The organism is Mycobacterium sp. 1165196.3 (assembly GCF_001673415.1).
GTDB classification, from domain to species: Bacteria; Actinomycetota; Actinomycetes; order Mycobacteriales; family Mycobacteriaceae; genus Mycobacterium; species Mycobacterium europaeum_A.
Window position 1 is genome coordinate 1 of record NZ_LZLU01000003.1, and the last position, 18,605, is coordinate 18,605.

An 18,605-nucleotide genomic window follows, 5' to 3' on the forward strand; every position below is an offset into this window, starting at 1 on the left:
TCGGGGTGTTCACCGGCTTCTCGATGGCCGGCTACGGCATGACCAAACACCATCTGACGCATCGGGAACCGGGCTGGCGCCGCCGGCTGGCGATCAACCTGTCCGCGGCGGTGCTGTCGACGATCGTGGTGGGCATCTTCGCGGTGGCGAAATTCACCGAGGGCGCCTGGCTGGTGGTCATCGTGTTCCCGCTGCTGGTGTTCATGCTGACCCGGCTCAACCGCGAATACCGGGCCGAGGCCGCCATTCTCGAGATGTTCCGCACCGATCGCCCGGAGCTGGTGAAGTACGCGCGGCACCGGGTGTTCGTGTTCGTCGACTCGGTCGATCTGGCGGTGATCGAGGCGCTGCGCTACGGCAGGGGGTTGCGGGCCGACGAACTGATCGCGGTGCATTTCATGGTCGACCCGGCCCACGCGGCGCTGCTGCGAAAGCGTTGGGACCATTTCGAACTCGACACCCCGCTGCGCATCGTGGACTGCCCGGACCGTCGGATCAGCCGGGCCGCGCAGCTGCTGGTCGCCAAGGCGCGTGACGAGAACGCGCGCACCAATGTGACGGTGCTGCTGCCGCGGCGAACCTTCGCCCGGCTGCTGGGCCGCGTGCTGCACGACCGCACCGCCGACAAGATCGCGCGAGCGGTCAGCCTGATTCCCGACGCCGCGGCGACGATCGTGCCCTACGACGTCGAATCGCGGATCAGGGAGGCCTACCCCGACACCTTGGAGCAGCGGATCGGACAGGGGATCGACAAGCTCGAGGCGTGGGTGTCCCAGGACGAAGACCGCAAGGTCGACGCCTACGAACACCCGCAGCGACCGCGATCGGTGGTCATGGTGGCCGGCCTGATCTCGGGGCAACGCGCCAGCGTCGAAGGCCGGGTCAGCGAGGTCGAAGACGTCACCACCCGAGGCCGCACCCACCGACAGATCGTCATCGGGGACAGCACCGGCGAAATGACCGTCACCTTCCGCCCGGGCCACGGCGGCGCCGACATCCAGCCCGGTCAGGTGCTGCGGATCACCGGGAAGGCCCGCCAGACCGGCACCCGGGCCATCTCGATGGTCGATCCGGCCTATCAGGTCATCGAGAACCCCGCGAACGACACCGAGTCCGAAGAGTCCGAAGAGACCAGCGCCACGTAACGACCCGCGAAATCGTGAATTGCCTTGTGCGTGAGTCGGTTTCGATGATCCCGCCCGCCGGCTCTCGACGACGGGTGGCGGCCGGATGTCGCGGCGCCCGGTGGGCCGGGATGGGCGCAATTACGCAGTCGCTGCGCGGCTTTCGCGGCCCCTCGGCCGTCGCGGTCCGTTTTCGCAAGGCCGACCCGAAATTGTTTACTCCCGCTAAGCTGACCTGGTCCGAAGCTAAACTGACATCTGCATAATAGGCGCCTCAGAGATCGGGCAAGGATAGGGGACTCGCACTTTGCGTGCCGTGAACGCCACACCGGTCGCCGTCATCGGGATGGCCTGCCGGCTTCCCGGCGGGATCGACTCCCCGCACCGCCTCTGGCAGGCGTTGCTGCGCGGTGACGACTTCGTCGGTGAGATTCCCGCCGACCGGTGGGACGCCGACCTGTTCTACGATCCCGAACCCGGCGTGCCCGGCCGATCGGTGACCCGGTGGGGGGCGTTCCTGGACGACGTCGGCGGCTTCGACTGCGACTTCTTCGGGATGACCGAGCGTGAGGCCATCGCTATCGACCCGCAGCACCGCCTGCTGCTCGAGACGTCGTGGGATGCCGTCGAGCATGCCGGCCTGGACCCCGCGTCGCTTTCCCAATCGCAGACCGGGGTGTTCGTCGGCCTGACCCACGGTGACTACGAGCTGCTGTCCGCCGACTGCGGCGCGGCCGAAGGGCCGTACGGATTCACCGGCACGTCCAACAGCTTCGCGTCGGGGCGAGTCGCGTACGCCCTCGGGCTGCACGGCCCGGCGGTCACCGTGGACACGGCGTGCTCGTCGGGGCTGATGGCCGTGCACCAGGCGTGCGGCAGCCTGGGCAGCGGCGAATCCGACCTCACCCTGGCCGGGGGCGTGGTGGTGACGCTGGAACCGCGCAAGTCCGTCACCGGTTCGCTGCAGGGCATGCTGTCCCCGACCGGCCGCTGCCACGCCTTCGATGTGCACGCCGACGGCTTCGTGTCGGGCGAGGGCTGCGTCATGCTGTTGCTCAAGCGGCTCGACGACGCCCAGCGCGACGGCGATCGCATCCTGGCCGTGCTGCGCGGCACCGCGGCCAATCAGGACGGTCGCACCGTGAACATTGCGGCGCCCTCGCCAACGGCTCAGGTCGCCGTCTACCGCAAAGCCCTGCAGCTCGCAGGCGTCGACGCGGCCACGGTCGGCCTCGTCGAGGCGCACGGCACCGGCACTCCCGTCGGCGACCCGATCGAATACACCAGCCTGGCCGCCGTGTACGGCGTCGGCGGTGCCTGCGCCCTGGGATCGGTGAAGACGAACTTCGGCCACCTGCAGTCGGCCTCGGGGCCACTGGGCTTGATCAAGGCGATCCTCGCGCTGCAGCACGCCGTGGTACCGCGGAATCTGCACTTCACCCGGCTGCCCGACGAGATGGCCCGGATCGAGACCAATCTGTTTGTGCCGCAGAGCAATACGCCATGGCCCGGCAAGGGTCACCCGCGCCGTGCCGCGGTGTCGTCCTACGGGATGTCGGGCACCAACGTGCACGCCATAGTGGAACAGGCACCGGAACAGGCGCCGGCCCAGGCGGCGGAGGAACCGCGAGGGCCGCTGCTGTTTCCCCTGTCGGCCACCTCCGCCGAGCAACTGCGCGTGACGGCAGCCCGCCTGGCGGCCTGGCTCGACGAGCACGGCGCTGCCGACGGCGAATGTGGCTCGTTTCTCAGGGATCTGGGTTACACGCTGTCGCGGCGGCGCGCGCACCGCCCGGTGCGTACCGTGCTCTCGGCCGGCACCGTCGACGAGTTGGGCGCCCAGCTGCGCGCGGTCGCCGAGAGCGGCATCCCGTACCCGCCCGCGGTGGGGCAAGGCGACCGCGGACCGGTGTGGGTCTTCTCCGGCCAGGGTTCGCAGTGGCCGAAGATGGGCGCCGAACTGCTGGCCAACGAGCCGGTCTTCGCCGCGACGATCGCCGCCATCGAACCGTTGATCGCTGCGGAGTCGGGCTTTTCGGTCACCGCGGCCATGTCGGCACCGGAGATGCTGACCGACATCGAGCGGGTGCAGCCAACGCTCTTCGCGATGCAGGTCGGGCTCGCCGAGACGATGAAGTCCTACGGCGTGCGTCCCGGCGCCGTCATCGGGCATTCGCTCGGCGAATCCGCGGCCGCCGTCGTCGCCGGCGGGTTGTCGGTGGCCGACGGTGTGCGCGTGATCTGCCGTCGCTCGAAGCTGATGGCGCGGATCGCGGGCAGCGGCGCGATGGCATCGGTGGAGCTGCCGGGCCAACAAGTGTTGTCGGAACTGTCGATTCGCGGCATCTCCGACGTCGTGCTGTCCGTGGTCGCGTCGCCTACGTCGACCGTAGTCGGCGGCGACGCCCCGACCATCCGCGATCTGGTCGCGGCCTGGCAAGAGCAGGACGTGCTGGCGCGCGAGGTGGCGGTGGACGTCGCCTCGCATTCGCCGCAGGTGGACCCGATCCTCGACGAGCTGGTCGCGGCCCTCGCCGGCCTGCAACCGATGACGCCCGAGGTGCCCTACTATTCGGCGACGCTGTGGGACCCGCGCGAGCGGCCCTCGTTCACAGCTGACTACTGGGCCGAAAACCTGCGCTACACCGTGCGATTCGCGGCCGCTGTGCAGGCCGCCCTCAAGGACGGCTTCCGCGTCTTCGGTGAGCTGGCGCCGCACCCACTGCTGACGCACGCCGTCGAGCAGAACGCCGGCAGCCTGGACATGCCCATCGCCGCCCTGGCGGCCATGCGCCGCGACCAGCAACTGCCAGTCGGCTTGCGCGGCTTCGTCGCCGACGTGCACAGCGCGGGCGCGGTGGTCGACTTCTCCGTCCGATACCCGACGGGCCGCTTGGTGGATGCCCCCCTGCCGACGTGGACGCATCGCCGGTTGATGCTGAGCCGCGAGGCCAATGAGCACGCACGCGGCGCCCCGGTCCAGGCCGTACACCCCCTGCTCGGTGCGCACGTGCACCTACGGGAGGAACCCGAGCGTCACGTCTGGCAGGGGGAGGTGGGCACCGACGCCCACCCGTGGCTGAGCGATCACCAAATCCATGGTGTCGCAGCGTTTCCCGGCGCGGGCTATTGCGAGATGGCGCTCGCGGCCGCTCGCGCGGCGCTCGGCGAACGCGCCGAGGTCCGCGACGTCAAGTTCGAACAGACACTGCTGCTGGCCGGCCAGACGCCGGCCTCCTCGGCCGCCACACTGGCCGCCCCAGGTGTTCTCGACTTCACCGTGGACACCCACGAGGACGGTGAACGCACCCGCCGGGCCAGCGCGGTGCTGCGCGCCCTACCCGGCGACGACGCGGATTCACTCGGGCCTGCGCAGCCGCCCGCGCACGACCTGGCAACGCTGATCGCCGCCCACCCATCCCGCCTGGACGGCGCGGAACTGCGAAAGGCGTTCGACGCCGTGGGAATTCAATACGGGCCGGCGTTTTCGGGGCTGGCCGCGGTGCTGGTCGCCGACGGGGGCATCACCACGATGCTGGCCGAAGTCGCGCTGCCGGGCGCGATCCGCTCGCAGCAACCGGCCTACGCCGCACACCCGGCGTTGCTCGACGCGTGCTTCCAGGCGGTCGTCGTATCGCCCGAGGTGCAACAGGCCGGCGCCGGCGGTCTGCTGTTGCCGGTCGGGGTGCGCAGACTGTGCAACTATCACTCGACGCGCAACGCGCAGTACTGCCTGGCCCGGGTCACGTCCTCGCGCCCGGGCGAGTGCGAGGCCGACCTCGACGTGTTGGACCAGTCCGGAACGGTGCTGTTGAGCGTCGAGGGGCTGCGGCTGGTCGGCGGCGCCTCCGAACACGAACACGCCCGGCGACTGCTCAACGAGCGGCTGTTGACCATCGACTGGGAACCCAAGGAACTGCCCGACGCGACGCAGACCGAACCGGGCCGCTGGGTGCTGCTCGGCGCGTCAGACGGGCCCGACCCGTTCGCGACGCGGCTGGCAGAAGTCTTGAATACCGATGGCGGGCAATGCGTCTCGGTGTGTGATCCCGTCGGGTCCGCGGACACCACACGGCTGCGGGCGCTGTTGTGCGGCGGTGGGCAGCCCGCCTCCAACGGCCACGGGCCGCTGAAGGGGCTCACCGGCGTCGTCGTGGTGGCATCGGATGGCGCCGCGGGCGATCCGCAGGCGGGGCGGCGCGGCCGGGACTACGTGTCGCACCTCGCGGCCGTCGCCCGTGAGCTCTCGGAGCTGCCCGGGGAGTCGCCGCGGCTGTATCTGGTGACCCGAAACGCGGCCACCGTGACCGCCGGTGATGTGGCGAACCTGGAGCAGGCCGGGCTGCGCGGGCTGATGCGGGTGATCGACTCCGAGCACCCGCATCTGAGCGCCACCCAGATCGATGTGGACGACGCGACCGACCCCGAACGGGTTGCGCTGCAGCTGAACAGCGGCTCGGCGGAAGACGAGACCGCCTGGCGTGGCGGCCAGTGGTACGCCGCGCGGCTGCGGCCCGGCCCACTTCGCCCGGCCGAGCGGCGCACCACCGTCGTCGATCACGAGCGGGACGGCATGCGCCTGCAGATCCGCACTCCCGGTGACCTCGAATCGCTGGAGTTCACCGCGTTCGACCGGGTGCCGCCCGGGCCGGGGGAGATCGAGGTGGCGGTGACCTCGTCGACCGTCAACTTCGCGGATGTCCTTGTCGCCTTTGGGCGCTATCCCACGCTCGAGGGCTACCAGCAGCGGTTGGGCGGTGACTTCGCCGGCGTGGTGACCGCCGTCGGACCGGACGTCACCGAGCATCAGGTCGGCGACCGTGTCGGCGGCATGTCGCGCAACGGGTGCTGGGGCACCTTCGTCATCGCCGACGCCCGGCACGCGGTCACACTGCCGCCCGAGGTGCCGCTCGAAGACGCCGCCGCGGTGCCCACCGCGGCCGCGACCGCATGGTACGGCCTGCACGACTTGGCCCGCATCTCGCCGACCGACAAGGTGCTCATCCACTCCGGCACCGGCGGCGTCGGCCAGGCGGCCATCGCGATCGCCCGGGCCGTGGGCTGTCAGATCTTCGCGACCGCGGGCAGCCCGCAGCGTCGGAAACTGTTGCGGGACATGGGTATCGAATACGTCTACGACTCACGCAGCACGGAATTCGCCGACCAGATCCGCACGGACACGCAGGGATACGGCGTCGACGTGGTGCTCAACTCGCTGCCCGGCGCCGCGCAACGCGCGGGAATCGAACTGCTGGCCGTGGGTGGGCGCTTCATCGAGCTCGGCAAGCGTGACATCTACGGCGATACCCACTTGGGGCTGTTCCCGTTTCGTCGCAATCTGTCGTTGTTCGCGGTCGACCTCGCGCTGCTGACTTTCAGTCACCCGCAGACGGTTCGGCGTTTGTTGAGCACCGTGTACCAGCGCACCGCCGCCGGCGAACTGCCGATGCCGAGCACCACGCATTATCCGATTCGCGACGCCGCCGCCGCGGTGCGCCTGGTCGCCGCCGCCGGGCACACCGGCAAGGTGGTGCTGGACGTGTCGCGGGCGGGAAGCAGTGTGGCCGTCGTGCCGCCGGACACGGTGCGGCCGTTCCGGTCCGACGGCGCCTACATCATCACCGGCGGCATCGGCGGGCTGGGCTTGTTCCTGGCCGGCCAGATGGCCGCGCGCGCCGCGGGTTGCGGGCGAATCGTGCTGAACTCGCGTTCGCAACCCGACGAGCGGGCGCGCGAAGCGATCGAGCGTCTGCGCGCCGCGGGGGCCGACATCGCGGTGGAGTGCGGTGACGTCGCCGAGCCGGAGACGGCCGAGCGGCTGGTGGCGTGTGCCACGGCCACCGGACTGCCGGTTCGGGGGGTGCTGCACGCGGCGGCGGTGGTCGAGGACGCCACTTTGGCGAATGTCACCGACGAGCTCATCGATCGGTGTTGGGCGCCAAAGGCTTACGGCGCGTGGAACCTCCATCAAGCCCTGCGGGAGGAAGACACCGGGCGGGCACTGGACTGGTTCTGCGCGTTTTCGTCGGCCGCCGCGCTGGTGGGCTCGCCGGGGCAGGGCGCCTACGCCGCGGCCAACAGCTGGCTGGACGCATTCGCCTACTGGCGCCGGGCCCGCGGTCTGCCGGCCACCTCGATCGCGTGGGGGGCGTGGTCGGAGGTGGGCCGCGCGACGGCGCTGGCCCGGGACGCCGGCATCGCGATCGCACCGGCCGAGGGGTTCCGCGCCTTCGAAACGCTGCTGCGTCACGACCGCCCGTACTCGGGCTACGCGCCGATCATGGGGACGCCCTGGCTGGCCTCCTTCGCCCAACGCAGCCGCTTCGCCGAGGCGTTCGGCTCGTCGGCCCACGGCAAACCGGACGCCGGCAAGTTTCTCGCGGAGTTGCGGGCGCTGCCGCGCGAGGAGTGGCCGTCGGCCATTCGGCGGTTGGTGTCCGGCCAGATCAGCCTGCTGCTGCGGCGCACCATCGATCCGGACCGGCCGCTATCCGACTACGGTCTGGACTCGCTGGGCAACTTGGAGCTGCGGACCCGCATCGAAACCGAAACGGGTGTGCGCATCAGCCCGACGAAGATCACCACCGTCCGCGATCTGGCCGAGCACTTGTGCGACGAGCTGGCCGATCTGGAAGCCGCGCCCTCAGCGCCCTGAGCCGCCCACGCGTCGCGGGCGAGGCGGGTAAATAAAATTCCGCCGGTCTTTACCCTTCCGCCGCGCCCCATCGGGCCGCCGCGATCGTCGGCCGGGCCGGTCGAACGGGCGCGATGCGGTGGTGCTTGCCGGATCGCCGCAGCACAGCGACAAACTCTCCTAAGTTGACCATCTTTACTTGTGGACTGGTTCTGATCCGGATTGATTGATAAACAATATGGTGACGGTGTGTGGCCAGGATCGATGCGGCGGGCGAGAATCCGTGCGCACGCGTCCATGCGCGGGGCGAAACGTTGTGAACAGGAGCTGGGAATGGCCAACAACATCACGTGGCACGAGCATCAGATAAGCCGCGCCGAGCGCGAGAGCCTCAATGGGCACAAAGGCTGCGTCATCTGGTTCACCGGGCTCAGCGGCAGCGGCAAGAGCACCGTGGCCAACGTCGTCGAGCAGAAGCTCTACGAGCGGGGCATCCGCAGCTTCCTGCTGGACGGCGACAACGTCCGCTACGGGCTCAACGCCGGACCGGAACTGCTCGAAGAGCGGCACGGCACGGAGTTCGCGAAGCGGTTCGGCCTCGGTTTTTCCGCCCAGGACCGCGAGGAGAACATCCGCCGCATCGGCGCGGTTGCGAAGCTGTTCTGCGAGTCCGGCGTGATCGCGTTGACGGCCTTCATCAGCCCCTACGTGCGCGATCGCGACGCCATCCGGGCCACCCTGAACGACGGCGATTTCCAGGAGATCTTCATCGACACCCCGATCGAGATTTGCGAGCAGCGCGATCCCAAAGGCCTCTACAAGAAAGCCCGGGCCGGCGAGATCAAGGGGTTCACCGGGATCGACGACCCCTACGAGGCCCCGGCGCAACCCGAGCTGCGCCTCGAAGGCGGCAACAAGGACGCGGACACGCTGGCCGACGAAGTGATCGCCCATCTCGAGCGGGTAGGCGTCATCTCGGGAGCGGTCCGCAACGCTTAGCGGACGGGTTCGGCGACGACGGCGTCGGGAGCCGTCCACCGCACGGACGACCGCTGATTACGCGAAACGAGGTCACTTATATGAGCTACCAAGGTCATAACGGCAAGCCGATCGTGGAACGAGTGTCCACCGAGAATGCGGCGAGCCGGATCGACGGGTTGCCGCGCATCCCGATCTCGAAGGCCACCGCGCACGAGGTGATCAGCCTGTCCTACGGCTTCTTCACCCCGCTCACGGGGTTCATGGGCCGGCGCGAAGTGGACGGCACGCTGGACGACTTCCAGCTGCCCGACGGCACGCTGTGGAGCATCCCGATCGTGTTCGATCTGTCGGCAGAAGACGTCGAGAAGTTCGGGGTGAAGGAGGGCGAAAGCGTCGTCCTCGAATATCTCGACGCCCCGATGGCGCTGTTCGAGGTCTCCGAGATCTACCAGTACGACTTGCAGCGGATGGCCGAAAAGACTTATGGCACTACCGATTCCCGGCATCCGGGCGTGAAGAAGACATTGGCCTATGCGGATCGTTTCATCGGCGGCGACATCACGCTCATCAACGAGCCGGTGTTCAACGAGCCCTTCAAGAGCTTCTGGCTCACGCCGCGGCAGCACAAGGACGCGCTGGCGAAAAAGGACTGGAAGCGCGCCGTCGCCCATCAGACCCGAAACGTTCCGCACACCGGCCACGAGGCGTTGATGAAGCAGGCGTGGCTGGCGGCCAATGAGGACCAGCCCGTCGACAGTCTGAACACGGGCGTGCTGGTCAACGCCATCATCGGCCAGAAGCGGGTCGGGGATTACATCGACGAGGCGATCCTGTTGGCGCAGAACGAGTTGCGGACCAGCGGATATTTCCGCGAGGAGGTCCACCTGGTGTCGTTCACGCTGTGGGACATGCGCTACGCGGGGCCGCGGGAGGCCATCTTTCACGCGATCCTGCGGACGAACCTGGGCTGCACGCATCACATGTTCGGGCGCGATCATGCGGGCGTGGGCGATTTCTACCACCCCTACGATTCCCAGAACATCCTCAAGCAATATCGCAGCGAGCTGGGGATCAAACCGGTGTTCCTGCGGGAGAACTGGTACTGCCCGGTGTGCCAGGAGGTCACCAACTCGGCCCTGTGCGGTCATGATGATCAGTCACAGAGCTTCAGCGGCAGCCTCATTCGAAGCATCCTGACCGACGAGGTCAAGCCGACCCAGAAGGTGATGCGGCACGAGGTGTTCGAAATCGTGATGGACAGCGCCGCCAAGTATGGCCAGGGTTCGCCGTTCGTGACCGAGGAGTACCTCAAGGACAGACTGCCGGTCTTCACGCTGAACCAATTGGAGAACTCATGAGCACCGCCGAGAAGAAGATCAAGGTCAACGTCTGGATCAACGAGGAACGGTTGGAGGCGCTGGCGAATGCCGGAATGGCGGACCGGGCCATCGAGGCGTTCGCCGGCATGAAGCTGCTCGAAATCTACACCACCGAAGAGCAGAAAGATGTTCTCCTGCAGCGTTTCCCGGGGGCGAAGTACGACTCGGCCACCACTCGCTCGATCGAGCTGCTGCCGAAGCAGGTCAAGGACAGGCTGCTCGAGCTGTCCATCAAGTTGCACTCCAACGGCCCCGATGTGGTGGGTCACTTCCTCGAGGAAGCCCAGACGGCCAACAGCCAGTAGGGCTAGGCGTCCAACCGGGCGAACCGTTGGCGACGGTACTGCTCGACACATGCCGCGCGCCGGATCTTGCCGCTCGTGGTGGTGGGAATCGATCCCGGTTCCACCAGCACCAGATCGGCGACGTTGAGCCCATGTGACTTCGAGATCGCCGCGGTGACGTCGTTCTTGACGACGTCGAGCCGGTGGCGCGCGTCCTCGTCGGATTCGCCGCGCTTGCTGAATTCGATGATGGTGACCAGCTTTTCGGTCTCGTCGACCGGGACCGCGATCGCCGCGACCCGGCCGCCGGTGATCCGTTGCACCGTCGACTCGATGTCCTCGGGGTAGTGGTTGCGGCCGTAGACGATCAGCAGGTCTTTCATCCGGCCCACGATGAACAGTTCGTCGTCGCAGACGAAGCCGAGGTCGCCGGTGCGCAGCCACGGGCCCTCGGGGATGCCGGGCGGCGGGTCGGCCAGGACGCCGGCGAAGGTGCGCCGGGTTTCCTGCGGCTTGCGCCAGTAGCCGTCGGCGACATTGCCGCCGTTGACCCAGATTTCGCCGACCGTTCCGGCCGCGCATCCGGTGCGGGTGTCGGGATCGACGATCCGCACCGACGGCGACGCCGGCGTGCCGTAGCTGAGCAGCGGTGTCCCGGTTTCCGCCGAGCACGGCTGCGCGCTGCCCTCCGACAGCCGCTCCGGTTCGAAGTGGACGACGCGCGGGCCGCCGGCCCTGGCCCGGCTGGCCACATAGACGGTCGCTTCGGCCAGGCCGTAGGACGGCTGCATCATTTCTTCGCGAAAGTTGTACGGGGCGAACCATTTGCAGAACCGGTCGAGCGTGGCGGGATGGATCCGCTCGGCGCCGCTGACGATGCTGATGACGTTGCCCAGGTCGACTCCGGCCAGGTCCGCCTCGGTGGTCTTGCGGACCGCGAGCTCGAAGGCGAAGTTCGGGGCGGCCGAAAAGACCGGATTGGGTTGGGACATCGCGTGAATCCAGCGCGCCGGGCGTTGCAGGAACGCGACCGGGCTCGTCACGTCGCCCAGGTAGCCGCCCAGGATGGGTGCGATGACGCCCTGCATCAAGCCCATGTCGTGGTAGAACGGCAGCCAGGACACGCACACGGTGTCGCGCGGGGCCACGCCGTTGAAGTCGGGGAAGTACGCGGCCATCAGTTGCGCGAAATTCGCCGCAAGATTGCGGTGCGACACCATCACCCCGGCCGGAACGCGCGTGGAGCCCGACGTGTATTGCAGGTATGCGATGTGCGGGTCGCCGCTGATCCGGATGCCCGTCGACGGCGACAAGTCCGAACCCAGCGCATCGACGGCGATGACCGTCGGGGCGGGGTCGGCGGTGGCCGAGTCCGTGCGGTGCAAACACTCGTCGACGGCCGCGGCGGCCGCGGCCGTGGTGAGGACGACGGTGGGCGTGGTGTCGGCCAGGACGGTGGCGACGCGCTCGTCGTGTGAGCCCGGCTGCGGCACCGAGAGCGGGACCGCGATGAGCCCGGCCTGTATCGCGCCCAGGAACGCGACGATGTAGGACAGGCCCTGGGGGGCCAGGATGACGGCGCGGTCCCCGGTGCCGGCGTGCCGCCTCACCTCGTGCGCCACGGCCAGGGTCCGCCGATACAGCTGTGCCCACGTCAGGGTCTCGGTGACGCCCGCCCAGTCCTGCTCGTAATCGGTGTACCGGAACGCCAAGTCGTCGGGTTGCAGGCCGGCGCGCTCCCGTATCAGGCCGACAACGGACGAACTTTGCATGCGGGCTAGGTTACCGCCTCGGGCTTTTCGCGCCGGCCGATCGCACGGGGCGGTGCTGTCGGTCCGGGCCGCAGCGCTCGGTGCGAGCCAAAAGGCCGGTGTTCCTTAGGGTTTCGATGCTGTGGGATCGGGGCCCCAGGTACCCGGCAGCAACGGCATGCGCGGCCTGTCGTCGAGCTCGTCGACGGGGACTGCGCTCACTCCGGCCGGTCCGGTGGCGGCCCTGGTGGTGATGGTTCCGGCGAACCCCATCGCCGGCGCGGGCCGGTCGGAGGCCGTCGACGGCTCGGGCTCGAGATCCAGGTATTCGTACCCGCGGCCGAGTTCGGTGACCTTGACCCGGTGCCGGCGCGTCTTCGTCGCCTCGTCCTGTGGCAGCGCCACCGCCTCTTCTCCGGCCGCGTCGGCCGCCGCCGCCCGGCGCGCCCGGTGCACCGCCGCCCACACCGGCGGGCCCGCCGGTGGCGGCGATGCAAAGCCTCGGCTACCTGGTCGGTGGCCTGACCGCGGACGCCCGCAGGGCCGCGAGCACCAGCGCCCGGGCGCGCCGGGCGGCGGCGGCCGACGCGGCCGGAGAAGAGGCGGGGTGGGTGCCAGCGCCACCGGGACGAGCGCCGGAGCCGGGACGAGCGGCACGACCGGGATGGCGTGCAGCCCGGCCAGACCCGTCAGGCCCGCCAAGCCCCCCACCAAGGTGGGGACGACCACCGGAACCACCGCGACGGTCAGCAGCGGCACGATGAGCGGGATCAGCACGATCATCTGCTCGAGCAGCGTCTTGATCAACGCGATGGTGTCCGTGATGACTGTGCCGATCACCTCGATGGTGGTGAACAGCAGGGTCCACGCGATCGTGGCGGGGTTACCCGAGGCGAACGCCGCCGCAAGGTCGGCCGCGACGAAGCTGAACATCTGCGCCAGATAGCCGAAGTACGAACCGAAATCCATCGGGTAGCCGAGCGCGAACGCGATGTTGAACGGGTTCAGGAAGCTCAGCGGATTGCCGAGCGACGGCAGCCACGGGTCGAACCCGGAAAACAGGGACTGCAGGAACGGGTTGTTCATCAGCTGGTCGATCAACGGCTGGATGTAGGTGTTGTAGAAGTCGACAAACCCGCTCTGCTGCAACCAGTCCAGCCACTGGTTCTGCGTGTCCGGGGGATACGACGACTGTTCCGCGGTGGCCGCCAGCGCGGTGGCCTGCATGACCTGTGGTGCCGGTTCGGCTTGCGGCGCGGCGGCCACCGCGGCCGTCACAACAGCCTGGTAGGTGCTCATCACGGTGGCGGCCTGGACCCACATCCGCGCGTAGTCGGATTCGTTCACCGCTATCGGGATGGTATTGATGCCAAAGAAATTGGTCGCCGTCAACACCGCGTGGGTGGCGTGGTTGGCGGCCAACTCGGGCGGCGTCGGCATGGCTGCCAGCGCCGCGGTGTAGGCGGCGGCCGCAATGTCGAGTTGGGCGGCCACGGCCGCACTGTCCGCGCTGGACTGCACCAACCACCCCAGATACGGCGCGTGCGCGGTCACGTATGCCACGGCGCTCGGGCCGTCCCAGCTGCCGGCTTGCGCGGCGCCCAGCACCGCGGCCAGCTCGTCCGCCGACTCCGCATATGCCTGGCTCAGCGACGTCCAGGCCGCCGCGGCGGCCAGCAACGGGCCGGGTCCCGGGCCGCTGCACAGCAGCGCCGAATGCACTTCGGGAGGGGAGGCCATCCAGATCGGGGCGGTCATCGGCCGCCTCCCTCGGCCGTGCCGAAACCTCTTGGCGGGGCGACGAAGTGGATCGAGCAGGGGGGCTCGGCTCCCGGGGCAACAGAACGGGCGCGGCTAGGCGTCGAAGTGGTGGCAGCAGCAACGGCCACCCATGCCGGAACAGACATGGAGATTGGCAGCTCTCTCGGGGTGCACCGCCCCGGGTCGCAGGACGCAATGACGCAAGTGTCCTGGCTCTCGGATCGCTGCTCGCCTCGCCTTCCGACTTCTCAGCCGTGGCCGTTGAGGGTCGCTCCCCGATGACAGTGGCGGGACCGCGCCGGATTCGCACCGGCTTCCTACATCGTCATCACCTTGCGGGTGGCATTGTTGCATCCGCGTCGTCCAAAAGCGAGCTAATCGCGCGAGAGCTCCCCGGCGATGACCGCTCAACGCGCGTTCAGGACGCGCAGCCCCAGCGAAAACAGCAGCCGCACCTCGGGATCGGCCAGCGACGTCGACAACGATTTTTCGATCCGGCGCACCCGGTAGCGAACCGTGTTGGGATGCACCCGCAACGCCTGCGCGGCCGCGGCGATGTCACCGAAAGCATCCAGGTAGGTCCGCAACGTCTCGGCCAGCACCGGCTCGTCGTCGCGCAACGCCACGATCCGCGGATCGATCAGGCGCTCGTCGCCGCCGATCAGCGTGACGATCTCGTCGAGCAAGACGGTGGTGCGGGCCTCGGCCAGCGACGTCACCTGACCGAACGAAATCGGATGCCGCTCAGCGCTGTCCAGCACGCGGTCCACCTCGATGCGGGCCGCGCCCACCCCGGCAAGGCCGGCGACCGGTGCGGCGATGGCCGCCCGCAGTTGCACCCCGAGTTCGGTGCGCATGGCGGCGATGGTGCCGCGGACCCACGAGGCGACCGAGCGGTTCTGCGTCTGGGGCAGGAGCACATATGTGCGCGCGCCGTTCGAGGCGACCTGAGCGTCGCGCCGAAAAGCGCTGGCGCTCAGCGCAATGACGTCGGCGATCCGCGCCTGACGGGGCGAGCCGTCCGCCGCGTCCCAGCCGATCAGGGCCGCGTCGCCGTCGGCGGCGAGGCCCAGTTCGCGGGCGATCGCGGCCACGTCAACGTGGCCAAGGGTTTCCGCGTCGGCCAGGCCAAGCAGTTGCTGCACCCGCCGCGCGTGGGTGGAGGGCCGGGCCGCCAGCCGCGACATGATGCGGGCGGCCAGCACGGCGGCGCCGCGCAACATCTCCTCGGCGTCGTCGGCCAGCGGTTGCGAGCCCTGCTGCACCCAGATGGTTCCGGCGAACACCTGCGGTCGCCGCGCATCGGGCGCGGGCTGGTGGATCCCGACGGCCAGCCGGGGACGCAGCCCCAACTCGGGCCGCTCGGCGACGCGGACCACCTCACCGCCGGACCGCAACGCATCGAAGATGCCCCATTGGCCGATCCACTCGAGATGCTCGGGCGGACCGGCCCTGCCCAGGATGGACAGGCGGCGCAGCTCGTCGGCCTCGTCGTTGGACGCCGAATACGCCAAGACGTGTGACTGAGCGTTTTCGATGCTCACCATGCCGTGGATGCGGTCGGCGAGCGACTGCGCCAACCCGAACAGATCGGTGCCCGAGTCGTCCATGGCGTCGGCGCGGTCCCCGTGATGCCCGAGCACATGGTTGACCAGCTGATAGAGCCGCTCCCAGCGGGCCCGCGGATCGACCGCCACCACCGCAGAGCCGGCCGCAACGGCCTTGGCCACCAAAGCATCCGGCGGTCCTTTGGCGAAGATGGCTGCCGGCACGCGGTCGCGCGCCTGCTTGTCCATCCAGCGCAGCGCCTCGTCGTCGGCGACACCCAACAGGAAGAAGACGTCGGCCGAACCCGCCGCGTCCGCCAGGCCCAGCCGCACGTCGTCGCTGTCGATCAGCGCCGCCGATGCCACCGGCAGGTCCAGGCCCCGGGGCGCGTCGACCAGGCTCACCAGGGTCGCATCCAGCGCGAGGAGCAGCTGTCCCAGACCCACACCGGCCATGTTGTCCGATTGTACTATCGATGGCGCCCTGTATTGTCTGATCGGCTAAATCCTTGCGGTGTGTGCGCGAGGACCCTGGCAGCATGGACGCGATAACCCAGGTCCCGATGCCGGCCAACGAGCCGGTCCACGACTATGCGCCGCACGCCCCGGAACGCGACCGCCTTGCCGCCGAACTGGCGCTGCTGGCCGACAACCCGATCGAGCTGCCGCATGTCATCGGCGCCGCCCACCGGATGGGCGACGGTGAGCGCATCGATGTGGTTCAGCCGCACCGGCACGCCGCGCGGCTGGGCACCCTGACCAACGCGGCGCACGCCGACGCGACGGCGGCGATCGAGGCCGCGATGGCCGCGAAAAGCGCTTGGGCGGCAATGCCGTTCGATGAGCGCGCGGCGGTGTTCCTGCGCGCCGCCGACCTGCTGGCCGGTCCCTGGCGGGAGAAGATCGCCGCCGCCACGATGCTCGGCCAATCCAAGTCGGTCTATCAGGCCGAGATCGATTCGCCGTGCGAGCAGGTCGATTTCTGGCGCTTCAATGTGGCGTTCGCCCAACAGATCTTGGCCCAGCAGCCGATCAGCGGACCGGGCGAGTGGAATCGCAGCGATTACCGCCCGCTGGACGGCTTCGTGTATGCGATCACGCCGTTCAACTTCACCTCGATCGCGGGCAATTTGCCGACCGCGCCGGCGCTGATGGGCAACACCGTGGTGTGGAAGCCCTCGATCACCCAGACGTTGTCCGCCTACCTCACCATGCAACTGCTCGAGGCGGCGGGGTTACCGCCCGGGGTGATCAATCTGGTGACCGGCGACGGGTTGGCCGTCTCCGATGTGGCGCTGGCCGATCCGCGGCTGGCCGGCATCCATTTCACCGGGTCAACGGCCACCTTCCAGCAGTTGTGGCAGCGGGTGGGCGCCAATATCGGTCGCTACCAGAGCTATCCGCGGCTGGTCGGCGAGACCGGTGGCAAGGACTTCGTCGTCGCCCACGCCTCGGCGCGCCCGGATGTGTTGTGCGCGGCGTTGATTCGCGGCGCGTTCGACTACCAGGGTCAGAAATGCTCGGCGGCGTCGCGGGCCTTCATCGCGCAGTCGGTGTGGCGCCGCATGGGTGACGACTTCCTGGGCAAGACCGCCGCGCTGCGCTACGGCGACGTCACCGACCTGACCAACTACGGGGGAGCGCTGATCGACCGGCGCGCCTTCATCAAGAACGTCGACGCCATCGAGCGGGCCAAGGGCGCGCCGCACGTCACCATCGCCGTCGGCGGCGAATACGACGACCGCGAGGGCTATTTCGTGCGCCCCACGGTGCTGCTGTCCGACGACCCGACCGACGAGTCGTTCGCGACGGAGTACTTCGGCCCGCTGCTGTCGGTGCACGTGTACCCCGACGCCGACTACGAGCGGATCCTCGACGTCGTCGACACCGGGTCGCGGTACGCGCTGACCGGCGCGGTCATCGCCGACGACCGCGCGGCGGTGCTGACCGCCCAGCACCGATTGCGGTTCGCTGCCGGGAATTTCTACGTCAACGACAAGCCGACCGGCGCGGTCGTCGGGCGCCAACCGTTCGGGGGATCCCGCGGTTCGGGCACCAACGACAAGGCGGGATCGATGCTGAACATGTTGCGCTGGACCTCGGCGCGCACCATCAAGGAGACGTTCATCCCGGCGACCGACCACACGTATCCGCACATGGGCGCCGACTGATGGCCGGGCTGTTCGCCGCCACGCTGCGCCCGACGATCATGGCCGTGGGCCGCCGCGACGGGTTGCGCCGCGCCGCCGAGCGCTTCCCGGTCACCCGTCGCGTGGTGCGGCGCTTCGTCCCGGCGGAGACGATCGATTCCGCGCTGAACAGCGTTGCCGCGCTGCGCGATTCGGGTCGCTTCGTCAGCGTCGACTATCTGGGTGAGGACGTCGCCGACGCGGACGGCGCCGATGCCGCCGTGCGGACCTACCTGGATCTGATCGACAGGTTGGGCGGGCTCGACACGGCCGGCAATGCGGTGCGGCCGCTGGAAGTCTCGGTCAAGCTGTCCGCGCTCGGGCAGTCGCTCGAGCGCGACGGCGAAAAGATCGCCCGGGAGAACGCGTGGTCGATCTGCGACGCCGCCCGGCGGGCCGGCGTGTGGGTGACGGTGGACGCCGAGAACCACACCACCACCGAGTCGACGCTGTCCGTGGTGCGCGACCTGCGGGCCGAATTCCCCTGGCTGGGCGTGGTTTTGCAGGCGTACCTGCGGCGCACCCTGGACGACTGCCGCCAATTCGCGGCCTCCGGCGCCCGGGTCAGGCTGTGCAAGGGCGCCTACGACGAACCCGCCGCGGTGGCCTACCGGAAACCCGCCGAGGTCACCGACTCCTATCTGGCGTGCCTGTCGGTATTGATGGGCGGCGTCGGCTACCCGATGGTGGCTACACACGACCCGCAGATCATCGGCGCGGTGCCCGCCATCGCGCGTGAAACAGGCCGTTGCAGCAGTGAATTCGAATACCAGATGCTCTATGGCATTCGCGACGACGAGCAACGGCGTCTGGTTGCGGCCGGAGATCAGCTGCGGGTCTACGTCCCCTTCGGCGCCCAGTGGTACGGCTACTTCATGCGCCGGCTGGCCGAGCGGCCCGCGAATTTGGCGTTCTTCCTGCGAGCGCTCGCGCGGCGCGGTCACTAGGTGCGGCG

General features: G+C 68.9%; 9 protein-coding genes, 1 pseudogene and 1 riboswitch. Of the genes and pseudogenes, 7 read left to right on the top strand and 3 right to left on the bottom strand.

Features of this window, described 5'->3' with window-relative positions; translation table 11 throughout:
- The 5 genes and pseudogenes from A5659_RS00175 to A5659_RS00195 form a co-directional block, all read left to right on the top strand.
- Nucleotides 1-1,145, top strand: a pseudogene (locus tag A5659_RS00175) (DNA-binding protein); the annotation flags it as partial.
- A gap of 286 nt (nt 1,146-1,431) precedes the next feature.
- Nucleotides 1,432-7,779 carry a type I polyketide synthase gene (gene pks2, locus A5659_RS00180; protein WP_067178723.1) on the top strand — a complete coding sequence of 2,116 codons (6,348 nt, stop codon included), beginning with the start codon at nt 1,432-1,434 and terminating at the stop codon, nt 7,777-7,779.
- 312 nt (nt 7,780-8,091) lie between these two features.
- Nucleotides 8,092-8,757, top strand: a complete 666-nt coding sequence (gene cysC / locus A5659_RS00185) for an adenylyl-sulfate kinase (RefSeq protein WP_067022134.1) — start codon at nt 8,092-8,094, stop codon at nt 8,755-8,757.
- An 80-nt stretch (nt 8,758-8,837) separates the two neighbouring features.
- A complete protein-coding gene (gene sat, locus A5659_RS00190; RefSeq protein WP_067137524.1) occupies nt 8,838-10,097 on the top strand; it encodes a sulfate adenylyltransferase in 1,260 nt (419 codons plus the stop codon).
- A complete protein-coding gene (locus tag A5659_RS00195; protein ID WP_066876939.1) occupies nt 10,094-10,423 on the top strand; it encodes a hypothetical protein in 330 nt (109 codons plus the stop codon). The genes sat and A5659_RS00195 overlap by 4 nt, the downstream gene beginning before the upstream one ends.
- Before the next feature lie 2 nt (nt 10,424-10,425).
- On the opposite strand, the gene fadD21 is transcribed toward A5659_RS00195, so the two are convergent.
- The 3 genes from fadD21 to A5659_RS00210 all read right to left on the bottom strand — a co-directional run bounded on the left by fadD21 (nt 10,426) and on the right by A5659_RS00210 (nt 15,917).
- Nucleotides 10,426-12,174, bottom strand: coding sequence for a fatty-acid--AMP ligase FAAL21/FadD21 (gene fadD21 / locus A5659_RS00200; RefSeq protein WP_067178725.1), 1,749 nt, complete (start codon nt 12,172-12,174; stop codon nt 10,426-10,428).
- Nucleotides 12,175-12,279: 105 nt separating this feature from the next.
- Nucleotides 12,280-13,911, bottom strand: coding sequence for a PPE family protein (locus A5659_RS00205; protein ID WP_067178727.1), 1,632 nt, complete (start codon nt 13,909-13,911; stop codon nt 12,280-12,282).
- A 184-nt stretch (nt 13,912-14,095) separates the two neighbouring features.
- Nucleotides 14,096-14,285: riboswitch (cobalamin riboswitch) on the bottom strand.
- Between the two features lie 36 nt (nt 14,286-14,321).
- A complete protein-coding gene (locus A5659_RS00210; protein ID WP_067178729.1) occupies nt 14,322-15,917 on the bottom strand; it encodes a CdaR family transcriptional regulator in 1,596 nt (531 codons plus the stop codon).
- A gap of 83 nt (nt 15,918-16,000) precedes the next feature.
- Between A5659_RS00210 and pruA the strand changes: the two genes are divergently transcribed.
- Nucleotides 16,001-17,632, top strand: a complete 1,632-nt coding sequence (gene pruA / locus A5659_RS00215; protein ID WP_067178754.1) for an L-glutamate gamma-semialdehyde dehydrogenase — start codon at nt 16,001-16,003, stop codon at nt 17,630-17,632.
- Complete coding sequence (locus A5659_RS00220; protein WP_067178731.1) at nt 17,632-18,597, top strand: proline dehydrogenase family protein; 966 nt, start codon at nt 17,632-17,634, stop codon at nt 18,595-18,597. The genes pruA and A5659_RS00220 overlap by 1 nt, the downstream gene beginning before the upstream one ends.
- Nucleotides 18,598-18,605: the final 8 nt, after the last annotated feature.